The organism is Saccharicrinis aurantiacus (assembly GCF_947489045.1).
Lineage (GTDB): Bacteria > Bacteroidota > Bacteroidia > Bacteroidales > Marinilabiliaceae > Saccharicrinis > Saccharicrinis aurantiacus.
In genome coordinates this window covers 35794-53935 of the sequence record NZ_CANLCN010000019.1, presented here as the reverse complement: position 1 = coordinate 53935, position 18142 = coordinate 35794, and the positions used below count along the sequence as shown (strand labels likewise).

17 protein-coding genes are annotated in these 18142 nt (G+C 33.3%); 5 read left to right on the top strand and 12 right to left on the bottom strand.

What is annotated here, in order from left to right; genetic code table 11:
• Positions 1-45: 45 nt before the first annotated feature.
• From QMO11_RS17935 to QMO11_RS17900, 8 genes are all read right to left on the bottom strand, one after another.
• Positions 46-357 (bottom strand): isoamylase early set domain-containing protein, encoded by a 312-nt coding sequence (locus tag QMO11_RS17935; RefSeq protein WP_282038940.1) that lies wholly within the window; start codon positions 355-357, stop codon positions 46-48.
• Positions 358-513: 156 nt separating this feature from the next.
• Positions 514-1806 carry a glycoside hydrolase family 57 protein gene (locus QMO11_RS17930; protein WP_282038938.1) on the bottom strand — a complete coding sequence of 431 codons (1293 nt, stop codon included), beginning with the start codon at positions 1804-1806 and terminating at the stop codon, positions 514-516.
• 35 nt (positions 1807-1841) lie between these two features.
• The gene (locus QMO11_RS17925; protein ID WP_282038936.1) at positions 1842-3125 is read right to left on the bottom strand and encodes a glycosyltransferase family 4 protein; all 1284 of its coding nucleotides are present in this window, start codon (positions 3123-3125) and stop codon (positions 1842-1844) included.
• A 2-nt stretch (positions 3126-3127) separates the two neighbouring features.
• Positions 3128-5056, bottom strand: coding sequence for a glycogen debranching enzyme N-terminal domain-containing protein (locus QMO11_RS17920; RefSeq protein ID WP_282038934.1), 1929 nt, complete (start codon positions 5054-5056; stop codon positions 3128-3130).
• 158 nt (positions 5057-5214) lie between these two features.
• Positions 5215-6201, bottom strand: coding sequence for a GSCFA domain-containing protein (locus QMO11_RS17915; RefSeq protein ID WP_282038932.1), 987 nt, complete (start codon positions 6199-6201; stop codon positions 5215-5217).
• Between the two features lie 3 nt (positions 6202-6204).
• On the bottom strand, positions 6205-7050 hold the full coding sequence (locus QMO11_RS17910) for an alpha/beta fold hydrolase (protein WP_282038930.1): 846 nt from the start codon (positions 7048-7050) through the stop codon (positions 6205-6207).
• A gap of 62 nt (positions 7051-7112) precedes the next feature.
• Positions 7113-8054 (bottom strand): tRNA epoxyqueuosine(34) reductase QueG, encoded by a 942-nt coding sequence (queG, locus tag QMO11_RS17905; RefSeq protein ID WP_282038928.1) that lies wholly within the window; start codon positions 8052-8054, stop codon positions 7113-7115.
• An 81-nt stretch (positions 8055-8135) separates the two neighbouring features.
• The gene (locus tag QMO11_RS17900; protein WP_282038926.1) at positions 8136-8585 is read right to left on the bottom strand and encodes a hypothetical protein; all 450 of its coding nucleotides are present in this window, start codon (positions 8583-8585) and stop codon (positions 8136-8138) included.
• A 220-nt stretch (positions 8586-8805) separates the two neighbouring features.
• Here QMO11_RS17900 and QMO11_RS17895 point away from each other — a divergent pair, with 220 nt between their 5' ends.
• The 3 genes from QMO11_RS17895 to QMO11_RS17885 are packed head-to-tail and all read left to right on the top strand — an operon-like array spanning position 8806 to position 11862.
• Positions 8806-9330 carry a hypothetical protein gene (locus QMO11_RS17895; RefSeq protein ID WP_282038924.1) on the top strand — a complete coding sequence of 175 codons (525 nt, stop codon included), beginning with the start codon at positions 8806-8808 and terminating at the stop codon, positions 9328-9330.
• Positions 9320-11125, top strand: coding sequence for a sensor histidine kinase (locus tag QMO11_RS17890; RefSeq protein ID WP_282038922.1), 1806 nt, complete (start codon positions 9320-9322; stop codon positions 11123-11125). The genes QMO11_RS17895 and QMO11_RS17890 overlap by 11 nt, the downstream gene beginning before the upstream one ends.
• A complete protein-coding gene (locus QMO11_RS17885) occupies positions 11122-11862 on the top strand; it encodes a LytR/AlgR family response regulator transcription factor (RefSeq protein WP_282038920.1) in 741 nt (246 codons plus the stop codon). The genes QMO11_RS17890 and QMO11_RS17885 overlap by 4 nt, the downstream gene beginning before the upstream one ends.
• 84 nt (positions 11863-11946) lie before the next feature.
• Here the strand turns inward: QMO11_RS17885 and QMO11_RS17880 are convergent, their stop codons facing one another.
• From QMO11_RS17880 to aroB, 4 genes are all read right to left on the bottom strand, one after another.
• Entirely contained in the window at positions 11947-12369 is a 423-nt protein-coding gene (locus tag QMO11_RS17880) for a hypothetical protein (protein WP_282038918.1), read from the bottom strand.
• Between the two features lie 101 nt (positions 12370-12470).
• A complete protein-coding gene (locus QMO11_RS17875) occupies positions 12471-12818 on the bottom strand; it encodes a hypothetical protein (protein ID WP_282038917.1) in 348 nt (115 codons plus the stop codon).
• A 275-nt stretch (positions 12819-13093) separates the two neighbouring features.
• Positions 13094-14314 (bottom strand): 3-phosphoshikimate 1-carboxyvinyltransferase, encoded by a 1221-nt coding sequence (locus QMO11_RS17870; RefSeq protein ID WP_075601890.1) that lies wholly within the window; start codon positions 14312-14314, stop codon positions 13094-13096.
• A gap of 64 nt (positions 14315-14378) precedes the next feature.
• Complete coding sequence (gene aroB, locus QMO11_RS17865) at positions 14379-15446, bottom strand: 3-dehydroquinate synthase (protein WP_282038914.1); 1068 nt, start codon at positions 15444-15446, stop codon at positions 14379-14381.
• Positions 15447-16167: 721 nt separating this feature from the next.
• Here aroB and QMO11_RS17860 point away from each other — a divergent pair.
• On the top strand, positions 16168-16617 hold the full coding sequence (locus QMO11_RS17860) for a hypothetical protein (RefSeq protein ID WP_282038912.1): 450 nt from the start codon (positions 16168-16170) through the stop codon (positions 16615-16617).
• Positions 16618-16909: 292 nt separating this feature from the next.
• Positions 16910-18013: a DNA-processing protein DprA gene (gene dprA, locus QMO11_RS17855; RefSeq protein ID WP_282038909.1), complete on the top strand. Its 1104-nt coding sequence runs from the start codon at positions 16910-16912 to the stop codon at positions 18011-18013.
• The last annotated feature ends 129 nt before the right edge of the window (positions 18014-18142 follow it).

The window sequence follows — 18142 nt, the reverse complement described above, 5'->3', positions numbered from 1 at the left end:
AAAAAAGAGCATTCTATAAGCTTAGTAATGCTCTTTTATAAGAAACTATAAATGCAGAACGCAGTTTTGTTCAACGTTATCTACTCCATTATTAATGAATTCATCAGCTTCTTGGTCGTTGATCCAAAGAGAGTTGTTCACTAAATAACGAAATTGAACTTTGTCACCACTAGATAGATTAATTGTTTGCGTAAAACCACCTGTTTTTAGAGGTTTCATAGGTTCAGCATTCACATCCCAGTTGTTAAAGTCACCAATTACCTGAACTTTCTCAGGTATTAAATCTTTCGATTTTTCAAATTTAAAGGTCACTTTACACTCAGGTTTACTTTTTAAAAATTGCTTTTTGATACTCATGCTTTTTGGATTTTAATATTTGTAAAATAGGTTAATAAAGAAAAAACTTAAAATCAATAAATGGTTATTTATGCGTTGCTGTAGTGCCAGCGGTCTGAAGTATCAAGCGGGTATATAAAATATGAGAAATTACTTTATATACCCGCAAAAAAGAAGTTATCTAACAGTTTCTAATGCCTTAAGTGCCTTTTCTAATTCAGCAATTTTAGCATCTTTATCTTCAATAATTTTATTAATATCAGGATTGTCGCTGATATTAGGAACAGCAATATTTAATCGTAATGAAAAATCGCTTAACACATTCATGTAATTTATGAATGCCTGATATGGAGATTCATATGGATTAAAGTAGGCATGCACATCGCCATCAGAGAAATATTTTGTACACATGTAATAAAAGTGGTCACTGGTTTGAAGATATGCCCAATCTTCAAGGAGCTTTTCATCGGTACATTTTTTTATTTTAGGTAGCAATGCATATAGTTTATTAAAAGCTTCTTCCTGCATTTCGTTACCTAGCCATGCTGTTAAATCTCTTTCTTCATCGGCCCATGATATTGGGTGTGGAACATTGATAGCCGAAATTGGTTGTAGGTTTTCAGCTACTTCAGAAGGGGTAGAAAATGTAAATTCATCATGTTTTAATATCTCTTTAGGCAGTTTTTCTAGAAACTTAAAGATACCAGTTTCCTCCCATTGATGTTCACCAAAAGTTTCGTAATCCATAAATAGATTTACAACCTCATTGCCTTGGTCAAGGTCCTTAAGCCATTGCGTATATTTTTTTGGCGTTAAAGGATATTCACTCCAGCCTTGATTTCCAAATCTAAATGCGATATCATCGCTTAAAATATGATTTTTGAGTAATATTTTAAGTTTAGGATTAATTGAATTACAGTATAAATAGTTCGGGCTTTTCCATCCTAGAACATGTTTTGCACCTTCGGTTAGCATCGCTTTGTAACCTAGTTGATGCACCATTTCACCCATTTCATCAGAATAGATTAACTCAGTGTTTCTGAATACCGTTGGCTTCTGCTTGAATAAATCTTCGATGAGTGCGCTATGTTTTTTAACTTGAAGTTTAAATTCTTCTTGATCCTTTAAAGCAACCAATGAGTGACTGTAAGTTTCTGATAAGAATTCAACTTGACCTGTAGCGGCTAACTTTTGAAAGCTCTCAATAACCTCAGGAGCATATAACTGAAATTGCTTTATTGCTACACCTGATAACGAAAAGGCCACCTTAAACTTACCTTTATTGGCTTCAATTAGTTTTAATAATAAAGCATTTGTAGGTAGGTAGCATTTTTGTGCAATTTTTAATAAGATGCTTTCATTGGTGTAGTCATCGTAATAATAATGATCGTTTCCTATATCGAAAAATCGATATCTTCTAAAGCGAAATGGTTGATGTACTTGAAAATAAAGGCATATAGTTTTTTTCATTTTGTAGTTTTTTTAATGTGGCTTTTTAAAGGGTATTATATTACAGAGTCGTAAACGTTTTTAACTCTGAGTGCTGAGTCTTCCCATTTAAGGGATTCAACTTCACTTTTTCCATGCTTTATAAACATATTTGAGAGCGAAGGGTATTTTAGTACACCATACATAGCATCCGCCATTGCATCGATATCCCAAAAGTTAGTTTTTATGGCATGATCTAATATTTCGGCAACACCAGATTGGTATGAAATAAGTACAGGTACGTTACTTTGCATAGCCTCTAAAGGTGAAATTCCAAAAGGTTCAGATACCGATGGCATAACATACAAATCGCTAATGCGTAGCATAGAAAATACTTCTTCTCCTTTTAAGAATCCTGTAAAGTGAAACTTATCTGTAATTTTTAGCTCAGCAGCACGACGGATCATTTTTTCCATCATATCACCGCTTCCGGCCATTACAAACCTTACATTATCCATTTTTTGTAACACCTTATAGGCAGCCTCAATGAAATATTCAGGCCCTTTTTGCATTGTAATTCTTCCAAGGAATGTTACAATTTTTTCATCAGTGCCTTTTTTTATAGGTAGTGATGTAGTGGCCACTTTGGGGTCGAGTGCATTGTATACAGTAACTACTTTTTCAGCTGGGATACCATATTTCTCAATAACAATGTTGCGTGTTAAATTACTTACAGTAATAACTTTATCAGCTGCTTCTAGTCCTCGTTTTTCAATCTCATATACGGTAGGGTTAACGCTTCCTCCACTTCGATCAAAATCAGTTGCGTGTACGTGCACAACAAGTGGTTTACCGGATGCCTCCTTAGCAGCAATACCTGCTGGATAAGCCAACCAATCGTGTGCGTGTATTACATCAAACTCGTTGTCTTGAGCAATAACATTAGCTACTAGTCCGTAATTCGCTATTTCTTCTAGAAGGTTAGCGCCGTATTTACCAGAGAAGTCTATTTTACCTTCGTCGTTAGTATGTACAATCTTCTTTTCGCCTTCTACTTTCTTTCTGGTGAGTTTCCAATAGTCTTCTGGATCTACATAAGGAATGATGTGTGTGTCTACTTCAATGTATTCCATCTCCTTTTTAAACTTCCTAAAGTCAATTTTTCGTTGACGAACAGAAATATTATTGGCGCCTACTAGTTCCATTGTTTCTTGGTCTTCATCGCCATAAGCCTTCGGAACAACAAATAATACATCTAAATCCTCTACATGTGATAATCCTCTAGTTAAACCGTAGCAAGCGGTTCCAAGTCCTCCTGTAATATGAGGAGGAAACTCCCATCCAAACATTAATACCCTCATATTTAACTATAATTTTCGATTAGTTTTAAAATTTTTAATACCCCAGCTACATTCCAAGCCATACTCACTGCACCTTTGCCTTTATAAGGAGGGTTTCCATCAAAGTATTCAGGTAGTGTTCCCAAACAGTGGTCGCCTAATTCCTTTTTAAAGTCTTGGGCAATATTCTTTATGTGTGAAATACCGCTTGTTTTATGCAATTTTAAATAACCCTCAGCATAAAATGACATTAACCATGGCCAAACGGTTCCTTGATGTAGTTGTTTCTCTCTTAGGTATTCTGGCCCTGCAATTATTCCTTCATAAAATCCATCCTGTGGTGAGAGAGTTCTTAATCCTTTAGGAGTTAATAACTCTCTTCTTACCGTGTCTACCACTTTCTTCTTTTGGTTTTTATCAAGTGGTGAAAATTCGAATGCAGTTGTGAAAATTTGGTTTGGTCTTATGGAAGTATCCATGTTGTTATTGTGCACAACATCGTATAAACACTTGTCTGCTTTGTTCCAAAATGTTTCAACAAATGAGGTGTCAAGCTTATCAATTATAGACTGAACTGATTCAATAAACGCTTTATCTGTAAAGTATTGATCTAATGAAACCACGTATTTTAGTGCGTTATACCAAAGAGCATTTACATCAACACAAATTCCATTTCTGTGAGTTACAGCTTCTTGGTTTGAAATAGAATTCATCCAAGTAAGTGGTTTATCACTGTCGTTATTCTTTAAAAGGCCTGTATCTAATAATATGATATTATCAAATTTGCCATCTAAAAAGGCTTGTATTATTTTGGTGAATGTATCTGAATGTTTGGATAAGAGGTCTTCTAGTATTTTCTTATCCCAACATTGTTGTAGCATCCAGAATAGCCATAAGGGAGTATCTGCTTCTGGAGCACTGTTGATTTCATCATCTAAATATTGCTTTGAAACTTCTGTTATTGCAGAGTTGCTAACTTCTAACAATAGATCACTATTTTGCAATGCTTCTGTTAAAAGAGGAAGTGATATTAAAGTATCTCTTAAACGTTTTTTATACCAATGATAACCTGCAATCATTGAGGTTGTCTTCTTGTCGGTTACAAAAAACTGAGAGGCAGCATTTAATAAATCATTTTTAAAACTATCCCTAGGGATTCTTTTATTTACTTCTTTTGTAAATCGAGTTTTAAAACTCGATGTTTTAAATGCTTTTGTACTTGCTGAAACAATTACACTTTCTCCCTTTTTGATATCAAATTCAAAATACCCAGGCACGTATAAGTCTTCTTTATACTCGTACCCTCTTTTTTGTTCTTTGATGTATTCAATATCTTTGTACCAATTTGGGCTAGCTACAAATTCATTGCTTTTAGAGACTTGAATATTAAGACCCGGAATTGCATCGTACATTTTAAGATGAATACCATTCTCAATAAGGTCGAACTTTGTATTTGCTTCAAGGTTGGCATGTGTAAGTTCGTGTACACTCCTATTGGCGAAAAAAGGTTTTAATTTAAGCTTGGTGTCTGAGTTAGCTTCCAATAATGTGTACTTGAGTAGTACTTGTTCTTCTTTTTCTGAAAGAATAGTTTCAACAGAAAGCAATACACCACCTACACGATAAATGGTTTGAGGTATTACATCATAACCAAATTGTTTCACATATTTGTGCCCCTTAGGTTCATAATGATTACCACTGTATTTATGTAACCCTAGGTTAAATTCCTTTTCATGTTGTATTACGGTAACATCTAGAGTGCTTAGTAATACATGCCGTACCATATTTAAATGAGGTATAGGGCATACCAACAAGCCATGGTATTTTCGCGTGTTACAACCAATTATACTTGAGCTACAATAGGAGCCCGCCCTATTGGTTCGCAGTATCTCCTTAAATAAGGAGTACTCAAGGTTAACTAGTTTGTGTTTTTCGAGTGATAAGTACGCCATAGATTCATTTAGTTTTTAAATTGCTTATGTAAGGATATATTAATTAAATGTTATTTTTTACTTGTAGATTGATTGTTAATCAAATGTATTAATATTAATTTATAATGTAAATGCTTATTTGGCTACAAAATTGTTATTTACGTATAGATAACATGTGTTCACAAAATTTCACTTTTTAGTTTTGATAACTCTTTGGATATATTAACATTAGGGTACTTTATTTTTAATTGATTAAGTTTTTGTAATAGTTTTCTTAAGAAATCTTGATGTTGCGGTGAGTTAATATTAAACGGTCGGTGGTTTAACGATTTACTCAGCTTTTGAAACTCGTTTTGATACACAAGGGCTGCTTGTGATAAAAAGTGAGATTCAAACTTTTCCCAGATATAATCAACCGCAACATCGTTAGGGTGAATCATGTCTTTATCATAGAATCGGTAATCTCTTAAATCATCAATGATAAATTCATAGGCAGGAAAATAACTGCAGCTTTCAAACGTGTCAACCAATTGTTCAATAGCTAAAAGTAAGGTAGCCTTACTTATTTGATTTCCATGCGCTCCGTCTTTCCAGTGGCGAACAGGGCTTACCGTAAAAACAATGTTTAAGGTAGGGTTAAATACAAGTAATTCTGTGATAATGGTTTTATATATGTCTATTATCTCACTTATGTTCAAAATATACCTATTAAAGGATTTATTCGGATATTTATGGCAATTGGAAACAACTTGGTTGTTTTCAATAAACTGATAAACCCACGCGGTACCAAAGGTGATAAAAAGGAAGTCTGCTTCTTTTAAAAACTGATGCGCATCCTCATTATTTTTATTAACCTGTTTAAGGTATTGTTCTTTATCTGAATCATTAAAAGAACTATGATGAGAAAATGTGTGCCAAAGGTTGTTCTCATACCTTAAATCCTTTTCAGAGAATTGATATTTATCTATGATAAATTTTAATGTATTCTTAACACTAATTGGATTGTATATGGTTCCATATGGGTTAATCATGCACGGAATTTTAGCTTCCTCGCATTTAGAACCAATATTATTAGCAAAGCATGAGCCAATAAATAAAACACTTGAATCGTATTCTATTTGTTTATTGTGTGGTTGTGTTATTATTTCGGTTCTAAAGTTGTTCATGCTTTAAATATGATTTTTAATCCAATTATTGATTTCGTGCAATATTTTTGTATTGTCATCTTCCAAGTGTATTTCATGGAAGGCACTGTTTAATAAAAGTAATTGAGCATCGCCAGCTTGCTTGTCTATAAAAGTTTTGGTTTGACTGGCAGAGGTTACCTGATCTGCTTTTCCATGCAGGGCTAAAATGGGCACTTCCATTTGTGGAATATTTTTAGCGAGCCTTTTTGTTACTATATTAATATTGTGTAAAAGTCGCAGTGAAATGCGTTTATGAACATAGGGATCTTCCTTGGCAATAAGTTGATCGTTTGTTTTACTTCTTAGCTTTGCAGAACTTACACCTGTTTTCACCCTGTATTTGGGCATTAAATAAACAAGTAAGTTTATTAATGAGTTGAAAATAGGCGCAGGAGGATTACTTAATTTGAACCATGGTGCTGCTAAAATGGTCCCGCTTAAATAAGCTTTAAACCCATGTGTATATAGGGTAGCTAAAAGTCCTCCCATACTACTGCCATAAATAAACAATGGTAAGTCTTTATATTTGGTGGTATTGATGTGTAATCTTAAAGCATCAATATCTTGTAATAAAACATCAAGGTTTTTAGCATCGCCTTGTTTTCCGGCAGATTGGCCATGACCTCTGAGGTCGACTGCAAAAATACCAAAATTGGATTTGCATAATTCTTGAGCCCAATCGTCATATCGTAGGCCATGCCCTCCAAGGTCATGTACTAATATTAGTACACATGTAGGTGTGCTAAATGGTAACCAAGAGTGACCTTTTAGTTGAGTCCTATCTGCAGAGAATAGGTTAAAGTGGCTATATTCGAAGTAGGGTTTCAATATGCTTGTTTAATTTGTTGGTACTCTGTTAAAGTTAGTACTATCAAATTAAAATACAAGCCTTATAAATCTCTTTTTAAGTCTAAAAAGTCAATATTTCTTCTTAAACCCGAAAACTTAGCTCTTTTAACGGCTGATTTTTTGAAGTAAACCGGGAATTGTTCTGGAGATAGATTTTGCCAATCGTTTTTGCTAAGCTTAAGGAGATGTTCGTTTGGTTGAAATGCCTCATTTTTGTTGGGGCGCGACTTCCAGGTCCACGGGCAAGCTTCTTGACAGATATCACATCCGAAAACACGGTTTTCCATTTGTTCGGCAAATTGATCAGATATTTCTCCTTTGTTTTCAATGGTTAAATAAGATATACATTTGTTAGAATCTAGCTTGTGCACCTCTAATGCCCCGGTAGGACAAGCATCAATACATCTTGTACATCCGCCACACGCATCTTTTACATTATCCCCCTCAGGTAAAATAAGGTTGCTAATGATTTCTGAAATAAACACGTAGCTTCCTAATCTTTTATGGATGAGGTGGGTGTTTTTGCCAATCCAACCCAAACCTGCTTTTGCAGCCAGAGAACGTTCTAAAACAGGAGCGGAGTCAACAAAACATCTACCCTCAAATGACGGATCAATCTCTTCCTTGATAAAATTATATAAGTTATGAAGCCGCTTTTTAATGATGTCGTGATAGTCTTGTCCATATGCATATCGAGCAACTATAGGGGCATCTGCATTGAGTGGTTTTTCGCTAGGTGTATAATTGGTTAGCATCACCATAACCGACTTTGCTCCTTCCACCAAAAGTGATGGATTGGTTCTTTTTTCAAAGTGATTGGCCATGTATTGCATACCCGCGTGCATATTATTATCAAGCCACTCTTTTAAGTAGGTTTTATCATCGGTTAATTCTAGCGTATTTGTAAAACCTATATCATCAAAACCTAACTCTTTGGCCTTATTTTTAATTAGAGTTATATGTTCTTCAGAGATTGTGAGCATTAAAGAATATTTAAGTCTTGTTTTGAATCAGAATGGTGCGCTTTAGACACTCCATTAATTCTTATTTAAAAAGATCTATTGTTAGTTGAGTGTAATATTTTTTTCTTTGGCAATGCCAATAATAGCCGTTTTTAATTCTAATACAGATGCTTCATTCATTCGTCCATAATCCAGCTCAATTAATTTAGGCATTAGAAAGCGTATTGAAGCTACTTTTATTTGAACCTCTTTAATATCTATCCAGTTTATGGTCCACGATTTTTTGAAGATTGTTGGTTTGACTTCAATCTTCTCCTTATCAATTTTAATATAGGCCTTTCCGAATAGTGAGATGGGATTGATGCCTAATCCAATTATGATGTAGGCTATACCTGCAATTATAAATACCGGTATATAAGAATTTAATAGGGTCTCTAGTTGGCTTGGATAAAATAGCGTATATCCCGAAAAGCATAGCATGGCAAAACCGAGTGCAATTCTTAAAAAGTTTTGTTTGTATTGAATTATTAAATTGATGTATATACTATTCATAATATCTTAAAATATTCTCAAAGATAGAACTGATTTTTAATTTTAGCATTATTGTATATTAACTTAATTTCAATAACTTTGATATAAAATAGTCATACAAAGATGGTTAAACTAGTATGTCTGTAACTATCTATTTTGAAAGGTTTATGCAGAATGCAAAAATCTTACTATGTTAATTAGAAGTGTTATTTATAATCTCTAAAATCTTAATCTAAATACAATGAAGAATCTAATCTCTATTATTATTGACACTCAGAGTCTTATTGATTTTTTTAAAAAAGCGCCATCGTGGGGTACATCAGATAAGCCATATAAGGCTGATTCTTTTTGCACCGTTGATGCTCCGAATTTATTGTGGAGAGGTGGACGAATATTGACATTAGAACCTGGTTCTAGTTATGAAATTGAATTATTATCAAAATCAATTAAAACTGATGTAAAGCATTTAAAGGAGGATTGTGCTGAAGTTATATTTACAGCTATAACGGATGACGTTGTAACTATTGAGGATTGGAAAAATATCTTTATTTTGGATAATAAAGATTGTTATACTTATGATAAATTTAGAAATGAGTTAACTATAAAACAAGAGTTGGGTAAAGCATTGATGGTGAAAACTGCACCAGATTATTCTCCAAAGTTTAATTTGCAATACGCAATATATTTTGAGATTAAGGAAACAGGTAAAATTGGCGTAATTGATCCATATATTGGGAATACCTCGTCAGAACCTGATGAAAAATAACCTTAAATACTTTAGATGTTATTTCCTTTTTTTTCTACTCTTTCACCTAACATATACTTCTTCACAGATTAATATTGATAGCTTAAAGAAAGTAGCAGAAGGTGATTGTGTAGAATTAGAGAGGATAAACTCACTTTTATGTTTATCCAAGTACGAAACTCCGATTCAAGCATTAATATATGCAGAAAGAGCCCGTGAGCTATCCCATGTTAATAAATATTACGAGAAAGAAGGTTTAGCATTGGAATATATTAGCCTTTGCAATAGGCGAATGGGTAATTATACCAGTGCGATTAAAGCATCATTGGATGCTTTACAGATCTATGATAGAATTGGAGCGATTGATAAGAAAGCTTCGTTGCAACTCCAAATAGGATCACATCTTTCAAATGAAGGTAATTATAAATTATCGAAAACCTACATTGAGTCTTCGTTATCGTCTTTTCAGATACGGAAAGATACGCTTAATATGATGTATGCTTTAATAAACTTGGGTGAAACTTACCGTCGTTTATTCGCTTATGATAGTGCGAAAATTTGCTTTAAATATTGCATTGAATTAAATAAAAGTGCCAAAAATAGACTTGTTGAAGGGTATGCACTAGGGAATATTGGCTTAACTTACCTTAGTGAGGATAGCACGTTATTAGCGGAAAATAACTTATTAAAGTCAATAAATATCCTAAGTAATTTAAGTGATGTTTATTCTTTAGCATGTTATAAGTCGAAACTAGCTCAGTTTTATTTATCCAAATGCATGGATGAAAAAGGAGAATCAATGCTTTTGGAGTGTTTGAAAATATCCAATAGAGAGAATCTAAAAGAACAGATAAGAGATATAAGTCTTGATCTATCACAGTTTTATGAAGTGCAGGGGGATTATAGTTTAGCATTAAACTATAGAAAGAACTATGAGCTATATAATGATAGTATAAAGAATCTCGAGAATGTTAGGAATATTGAGCAGTTGAGAAGTCAATATTATTTAAAGAAAAAGGAGGATGATATTTTACATCTTGAGCAGGAAAATAAAAATAAGAATATACAAATTCTGCTTAGCTTGTTTGGGGTGACTTTTACAATTCTTTTATCAGCCTTTTTATATTACGCATTACACTCTCGGAAAGTAGCATATGTTAAGTTACTAGATCAGAAAAAAATAATAGAAAAGAAAAAGGAAGAGATAGAATTGCTTTATAGAGAACTCAATCATCGAATTAAGAATAACTTACAAATGATTGCTAGTATATTTAGTCTGCAAGCTGGTAGGTATTGTACTAGAGAAACCTCTGAATCTTTAGCTATTGCTAAGTTGCGTGTTGAGTCACTAACTCTAATTCATCAAAAACTTGTTCCTTCGTCATCTAATGTTTATTTGTTGTTAAATGATTATATAACTGATCTTGCAGAGAACCTCATTTTTAGTTTAGGTATTGATGTTGATTTGCAACTAAAGTTAGATAAAATCAGATTGCATGTGGATGATGCTATTCCTTTAGGAATTGTATTAAATGAACTATTGACAAACTCATTAAAATATGCAGTTCCAATAACAGCAAAAGCTCGTTTGGTGATTTCGTTACTAAAGAAGCATGATGGATTTATGATTATTATACGAGATAATGGTCCAGGCTTAATTGAAAAGGTTAAGGCTTCTAAGTCTCGCTCAATTGGCCTTAAACTAGTAAAATCCTTATTGAAACAAATAAAAGGTGAAATTAATCAGACCAATGATAATGGGTGTGTTTGGTCGATCTACTTAAAGGATTCAGAATTAAAAAATCTAAAATTATGAATATACATATTGTAGAAGATGAAATTTTGATTGCTGAGGATATGGCATTTCGTCTTACGGAATTGGGTTATAATGTGGTTAAAATCAATGATAATGTTGAGGACGCAATTGATACATTAAATAATTTAAAGGTTGATTTAGTTTTAATTGATATTAATTTAAAGGGAAAAAAAAACGGGATTGATTTGGCAAATATAGTGTCTGACCACTATGGTATTCCCTTTATATTTTTAACATCATTAGCTAGTGATAGTGTTATTAATAAGGTGATACAAGTTAAGCCTACAGCTTTTTTATTAAAGCCATTTAATGATAAACAAGTACAAGTAGCAATTGAATTGGCAAAACAAAATATGAGTGCTAGTATATCTGAAAAGAATATTGATAAATCAGACCTTGAATCGAAAAAGATTGACTTACAGGAGCAAGATTTTATATTTTTAAAAAAACAAAATGCTTATGTAAAGGTAAGGTTAGATGATATACTCTGGCTTGAAGCGGAAGGGAACTATACAACTATTTATACAAAAGATGATAGTTTTATATACTCAGTTGTATTGCATAAAATTGAAGAGCAATTACCTGAAGATTTATTTAAAAGAATACACCGATCTTTTGTTGTAAATATTAAAAATGTAACTGGTATTAAAGGGAATATGTTGATAATTGGAGATAAACAAATTCCGGTAAGTAAAACAAATCGTGATGATGTTTCTCGTTTGTTTCAGGTTATTTAAAATCTTACAATCAAGGGACTCAATTCGAATGTTGTATTGAGTCTCTTGATGAAAGTTTACTATAATGATGAAATTATACGCGTATTATGCAGGTTGCTGATCCGCTGTCATCTCAAATTCTTCATTCAGAAGTTCCATTTTTTTGTTATGAAGAGTTGTATTGTGGCGAGTTCCTGAAAGTGTTTTGTTAAAAACAGTTTTATGAATAAAAGACTTTTGGGCTTCGACCTTTAGATGAAATGATAGTAATGAGTCCGTACAATTCCATTCAGATATCGTAATTGTAATTTTAACACCACTTACGGTAGTGGATTCCTTCTTATTTCCATCAATTGTTAATGATTGACTCCCGCTTCCTTTATTGCTATCAATGGTTGCAAGAACAGGGAATTTACTTGTTCCATCATCGTATACCTTGATATCTACAGAACCTTTAATAATGCCCATAATTGAGAATGATTCACTCTCATTAATAATAATTGGTAATCCATTTTCTAGAGTTTTCATAACGTTTTTCTTTAATGTTAATAAATATGATTTGTGTTATTTGGATTTAATATCTGGGTCAACAATTGTCTAGTTTTAACTTTATGTATTATTTGGGATGCCTAATTCATTGGTTTTTGTGAGTCTTCTTGGGTTTGGCCTTTGGTAGTAATATTTATAGTGGGTAAGCAAAGTTTTATGCTTAGTTTATTTGTGGAATATTTTCTTGAATATGATTGTTGATTTTTATTATGTCTACAGATAAAGTTAATCTGATTAAGGTGGTTATCTGATCTATTAGATAGATCATTATTTGCTTTGAAGGCTGTTTTGAGAGCCATTTTATTACTAGCAATTGTTATTATATGTAAGATGGTATTTCTTGCTAATATCATGAGAGAAGAATAGCAGATTTTTCCATTTTTGAGCTTACTATAAGGATCTTGAGTGTAGGTTAATTCAGTTTGCATAGCGTAAATCTTAAATGATTTGATCACAATCTACACTCAATCTTTTATCTAAAAAAAAACAATATATAAACAGTTCATATTTCTTAGTGGGAGGTATATTCTAATGAGTAAGTTAAAGTTGGTTATTACTTAGTGGCTTTTAGTGTTGTAATCGGATTCTTTTATTTCTGGCAATTGCTACTTCTGAGAAATGTATTTTAGCCTGGAATAATGAGTATAAAAAAAGCTGCACCTTTTTAGGATGCAGCTTATTATAACTATGAGGTGGAAACTTATTATTTACTTGTATATCCAAACTCGCTCAAGTGATCCCAATATTTAGGATATGATTTGGAAACCACGGCTGGATCTTCAATTTTCATATCTTTTATAATGCTAACTGCAGGAGCAAAAGCCATGGCCATTCTATGATCGTGATAAGTGGCAATGCTAGGCGTTTCATCTTTTTCACAAGTAGTGCCATCCCAAACCAAATTATCAATGTTGTTTGAGCTTAGTACAAAGCCCATTTTCTTTAATTCATCAATGAGCGCATTGATGCGATCTGTTTCTTTAATCTTTAAGGTTTGAAGACCCGTAAAGTTAAAAGGTACACCTAGGCAGCAGCAAGTAACTGCAAAGGTTTGAGCCAAATCGGGTTGCTCAATAAAATTGTAATTAAATTGTTTATATAGCTCGCCTGTATTTTTCAGTGTTAATCCATTTTTATTGAATTTATAAGAAACACCCAGTTGCTTAAACAATTCTGCTACCTTCGAGTCGCCTTGCTCACTATAGCGCTTTAGTCCTTTTAAAGTAACTTCGCTCCCTTTATTTAACGCCACTATTTCAAACCAGTACGATGCTGCACTCCAATCTGCTTCTACAGTAAACTCCGTAGGGTTGTAATTAGCAGAAGGAACAGTGATTACATTGTCTTTCCAATGACATTTTACACCAAAGGTTTCCATCATCTTAAGAGTTAATAAAATGTATGGGCGCGAAATAATTTCGCCTGTTAATGTAAGGCGTAATCCATTTTTCATGGTGGGGCCTATCATTAATAAGGCTGAGATATACTGACTGCTTACATCGCCAGCCAATTCAAGATCGCCACCTTCTAAAGCACTACCAAAAATGCGAAGTGGAGGATAACCCTCTTTCTCAGTATATTCAATTTTAGCACCCAATTCGTTAAGCGCTTCAACCAATATTTTAATCGGACGCTGCTTCATTCTATCAGAACCTGTAATGGTCCATTCGCCTACAATTTTTGATAAAAAGGCAGTTAAAAAACGCATAGTAGTGCCGGCAGCACCTACATCAAAATTACGGCTATCAGAATTAAGAGCCTTAATGAGTAATGCAGTATCGTCACTATCGCTTAAGTTTTTAATAGGAATAGAACTATATGAAACTGCGTTAAGGATAAGTGCTCTGTTGCTAATACTTTTTGAAGTAGGTAAATCTACAGTGTATTTATCTATTTGTTTTGGTGCTGAAACAGTATATGTCATTGTATCTGATGTTATGTTCTTGAGCTTGTTATTACTTATGGTAATATAATTTGTTTTAATCTTACTATAAGTCTAAATAAAACTCAATGGCTTCGTAAATTTCTTCTTTTGTGCAAATTTGATTAATCTTGATTTCTCCAATTGTACTTAAGAGTGTAAAGTTAATTTGATTCTTTTCATTTTTCTTATCGTGCGTCATCAAATAAAATAGGTCATCAAAATCATCCATAGTAATATCTAATTTACCATAGATTTTTTCAATTACACTGTTTATTTCTTTAATTGTTTCCATTGGGAAACCACACTTTTTATATCCTAAATATAGTTCGGCTAACATTCCGTAAGCAACAGCATAACCATGTAAAATGGCTTTGTTGTTTTTCATACAGAAACTCTCAAAAGCATGGCCAATGGTGTGCCCGAAGTTTAACGATTTACGAACGTTCTGTTCGGTTGGGTCGGCCTTTACAAAACTCTCTTTAATATTGATACTACGTATTACCAGAGGTTTCAATGCTTTTAAATCCACATCGATAATAGGAAAGGATTTGATGTCGTTCCAGGTATCTTCAGAATAGATTAAGGCATGCTTAATCATTTCAGCAAAACCTGATGAGATATTTTCTTGATCTTGTGTTTTTGTAAAATCAGTATCAACAAGAACCGCGGTGGCGTGTTGGAAAACGCCAATTTCATTTTTTAGGCTATGAAAATTAATACCCGTTTTACCACCAACACTAGCATCAACTTGGCTAAGCAAAGTTGTAGGAATATTAATAAAATCAATACCTCGTTTAAAAGTAGAAGCAGCAAAACCACCTAAATCACATGGCATACCACCCGCTAAATTTATTAAGAGCGATTTTCTATCGGCACCATTAGTGCTTAAAAAGTGCCATACTTTACTAATGGCATCAATGGTTTTGTTTTGATCCCCTTCCTCAATGCAAATGATGTTATTTTCATCAATAGCTTCAAGCCCTTTAACTTTAGGATAACAATGTTTATAGGAACCAGTATCGCACAGTAGAAATACTTTTCCGCGACTATATTTTTTGATTAGATCAGTAAGGTCTTGTTTTAAATCTTCGGCACCATATACCTTCGATTCGCTCTCTTCAATTACCTGCATTCTCCCGTAATTTGTGGTAGTTATTATTTTGGCATCAAAAATAGGTAAAAAACAGATTTGTAAGTCATGTTTTTGAATAAATTATAATTCGTAAACAAATAAGGTCTTCTATTTACTCTATTGTAAATTGCAATTGCCGATGCTGTCTAGTTTATGAAGGATATTCTAAGGGTTTATCCAAACAAAATCAGTAAAAATACCTGGGTTGGTTTTTCGTTGGTCTTGGATTGAACCTGCAAGGTACCTTCTTTGGAGCTTCGTTGGGTGTTTATTGGGTATTCATTGGTGCTATAGGACCAATAAACACCCAATGAAATACCAATGCGGACCCAATGATGCCCCGACCCAGACCCCTAGAATTACCCGAAAATTCGATTTTCATGGAAATCAGAATTAAAGCTCTTATAGGCTATTTTTTGAGTTTTGCCCTCATATAGTATCAATTATCCTATTTTTATTTTAATTTAAAAATCCACCAATAGTTGTAAAGCGAAAAATGGGTGTTGGCTCTGTTGAATCACTTCAAACCAAAAAATGCTAAAAACGGTGGTTTGTGATACTATTTCAAGCCTGTTTAGCTGCTTGTTTTGTTAGCTTGTTCAGGTGTTTTAATATTTGGTTTGTATAACAATTGTCTAGTTTATTATCTTTTTGTTATTCGCAGTTTTTTAGTCTGATTATTTATCTTTGTAAACACTAATGAAGTTTAAAAAGAGCATTGATGAATAATAGAAAGACTGCAGGGAAGATTCAATTAGTACTTACATTGGTAATTATTGGCTTACTAGCTTTGTGGATTTGCTCCATAACAATGCAATCATTAGCCTCTATTGAAAATTTGCAGTCAATTTCTATGCTATTGTTAATCGTTGTGGTGTTGTACTTCCTTTTGGGAGGGTTTTACTATGTTGAGCTAGAGCATGAGGACGATGTTATTAATGTGAAGTTTTATAATTCATTTCCTTTTTCGCGAGAGTTTAAGATGTATCGTATACCGGTATCTGCATTGATTAGTTATGAGATAACAGGGAATGCCTTCTTTCAGCAAAAGTTAGTATTGTTTCAGATGACTTCTAATCAAGCTTCGAAATACCCACCAATTTATATAACTGCCATGTCGGCAAAGGATAAGGCCAAATTATTTGCTTTTTTAAATGAATTGGTAAAATAACGACTTTGGCGTAAAATGAGTATTCCAATTTTATGGAGTTGGTGCAAATGATGAATCATCCCATTGCAAAGTGCGTATAGAATAGTTATAAGCTAATATTCAGAAAGGAATATTTTCCAATTAATTATTTTTTTATTAGGTAATAGAGTATATCATTAATGCTTTAATAGTTATTAAATTTAACTTAATTATATAGGCTAATTGTCTTCTTACTGTATGTAACTTCCTAACAAAACACTGTTGAAAAATAGATTCTTTTGTTATTTTTGTTTATACCTAAACGATTGAAATCTTGCAGAATCAACTATTATATAAAATAGCATTAGCTCATATAAAGGGTGTGGGTCCTAAATTATGCCGAAATATTATTGCATACCTAGGAAGTGTTGAGGCTGTATTTGATGAAAGTTCTCAGGCTTTATCTAAGATTCCAGGAGTTGGCATAAAAACAGCAGAGGCTATTACAAACCCAAATGTAATGCACCTAGCCCAAAAGGAACTTGATTTTATCCTTAATAAGGATATTACTACAAGTTTTTATTTAGACTCTAATTATCCTTCCCGATTAAAGCAATGTGAGGATGCTCCTATAATTCTTTATTCAAAAGGAAATCATAATTTATCAGATAATAAGGTAATATCCATTGTTGGTACCCGCAAGGTAACCGAGTATGGTAAAGAAAACTGTGTAAAGATCATAAGAGAAATTAGTGAACAATTTTCTAATGTTACCATAGTGAGTGGTTTGGCGTACGGAGTTGACATTTGCGCGCATCGGGCTGCCTTAGAATTTGGCCTGCCTACCATTGCTGTTATGGCGCACGGATTGGATCGTATTTACCCAAGTGTGCATAAAAAAACAGCAGCGGATATACTAAGTACTGGTGCTTTACTTACAGAGTTTCCGAGTGGTACAAATCCTGATAAACAAAATTTTGTAAAGCGTAATCGCATTGTGGCCGGTATTGCTGATGCTACTATAGTTATTGAATCGGCATCAAAAGGGGGCGCCTTAATAACTGCAGGTATCGCACAATCTTATAATAGAGATGTTTTGGCTTATCCTGGTAGGGTGGGCGATGAATTCTCAATGGGATGTAACCACCTTATAAAATCCAATGTGGCAGCAATGATTGAAGGGACTAAAGATTTAGCATACGCCTTAAATTGGGAAGTAGACTATGAGAATAATAAACAGCTTAGTATGTTTAATGCTCCTGTTGGAGAGGAGGGCTTGATTTATGAGTTGCTATTGAATAATAAAGAAATGTCAATTAATGCCCTGTCTGCTCAAACGAGCATTACAGTCAGTAAGTTAGCTTCCTTGTTGCTAAAAATGGAGTTTGATGGTTTGGTGAAAAGCTTACCGGGTAACCTTTATCGTTGTTTGCAGTAATATTTAACATATTCATTGTTAATATTGGCAAGATAAAAGGATGTTATTTTTTATGAATATATGTTTTGTTTTGACAAACCTTTTAAAAGTATTGACGTACAAAAAATAGTTCCCTTGGTTAGGGCTTGA

Excerpts from the sequence above, each read along its gene's own strand:
- QMO11_RS17935 (WP_282038940.1), bottom strand. The coding sequence starts at position 357 with ATGAGTATCAAAAAGCAATTTTTAAAAAGTAAACCTGAGTGTAAAGTG.
- QMO11_RS17930 (WP_282038938.1), bottom strand. The coding sequence starts at position 1,806 with ATGAAAAAAACTATATGCCTTTATTTTCAAGTACATCAACCATTTCGC.
- QMO11_RS17925 (WP_282038936.1), bottom strand. The coding sequence starts at position 3,125 with ATGAGGGTATTAATGTTTGGATGGGAGTTTCCTCCTCATATTACAGGA.
- QMO11_RS17920 (WP_282038934.1), bottom strand. The coding sequence starts at position 5,056 with ATGGCGTACTTATCACTCGAAAAACACAAACTAGTTAACCTTGAGTAC.
- QMO11_RS17915 (WP_282038932.1), bottom strand. The coding sequence starts at position 6,201 with ATGAACAACTTTAGAACCGAAATAATAACACAACCACACAATAAACAA.
- queG (WP_282038928.1), bottom strand. The coding sequence starts at position 8,054 with ATGCTCACAATCTCTGAAGAACATATAACTCTAATTAAAAATAAGGCC.
- QMO11_RS17900 (WP_282038926.1), bottom strand. The coding sequence starts at position 8,585 with ATGAATAGTATATACATCAATTTAATAATTCAATACAAACAAAACTTT.
- QMO11_RS17895 (WP_282038924.1), top strand. The coding sequence starts at position 8,806 with ATGAAGAATCTAATCTCTATTATTATTGACACTCAGAGTCTTATTGAT.
- QMO11_RS17890 (WP_282038922.1), top strand. The coding sequence starts at position 9,320 with ATGAAAAATAACCTTAAATACTTTAGATGTTATTTCCTTTTTTTTCTA.
- QMO11_RS17885 (WP_282038920.1), top strand. The coding sequence starts at position 11,122 with ATGAATATACATATTGTAGAAGATGAAATTTTGATTGCTGAGGATATG.
- QMO11_RS17880 (WP_282038918.1), bottom strand. The coding sequence starts at position 12,369 with ATGAAAACTCTAGAAAATGGATTACCAATTATTATTAATGAGAGTGAA.
- QMO11_RS17875 (WP_282038917.1), bottom strand. The coding sequence starts at position 12,818 with ATGCAAACTGAATTAACCTACACTCAAGATCCTTATAGTAAGCTCAAA.
- QMO11_RS17870 (WP_075601890.1), bottom strand. The coding sequence starts at position 14,314 with ATGACATATACTGTTTCAGCACCAAAACAAATAGATAAATACACTGTA.
- aroB (WP_282038914.1), bottom strand. The coding sequence starts at position 15,446 with ATGCAGGTAATTGAAGAGAGCGAATCGAAGGTATATGGTGCCGAAGAT.
- QMO11_RS17860 (WP_282038912.1), top strand. The coding sequence starts at position 16,168 with ATGAATAATAGAAAGACTGCAGGGAAGATTCAATTAGTACTTACATTG.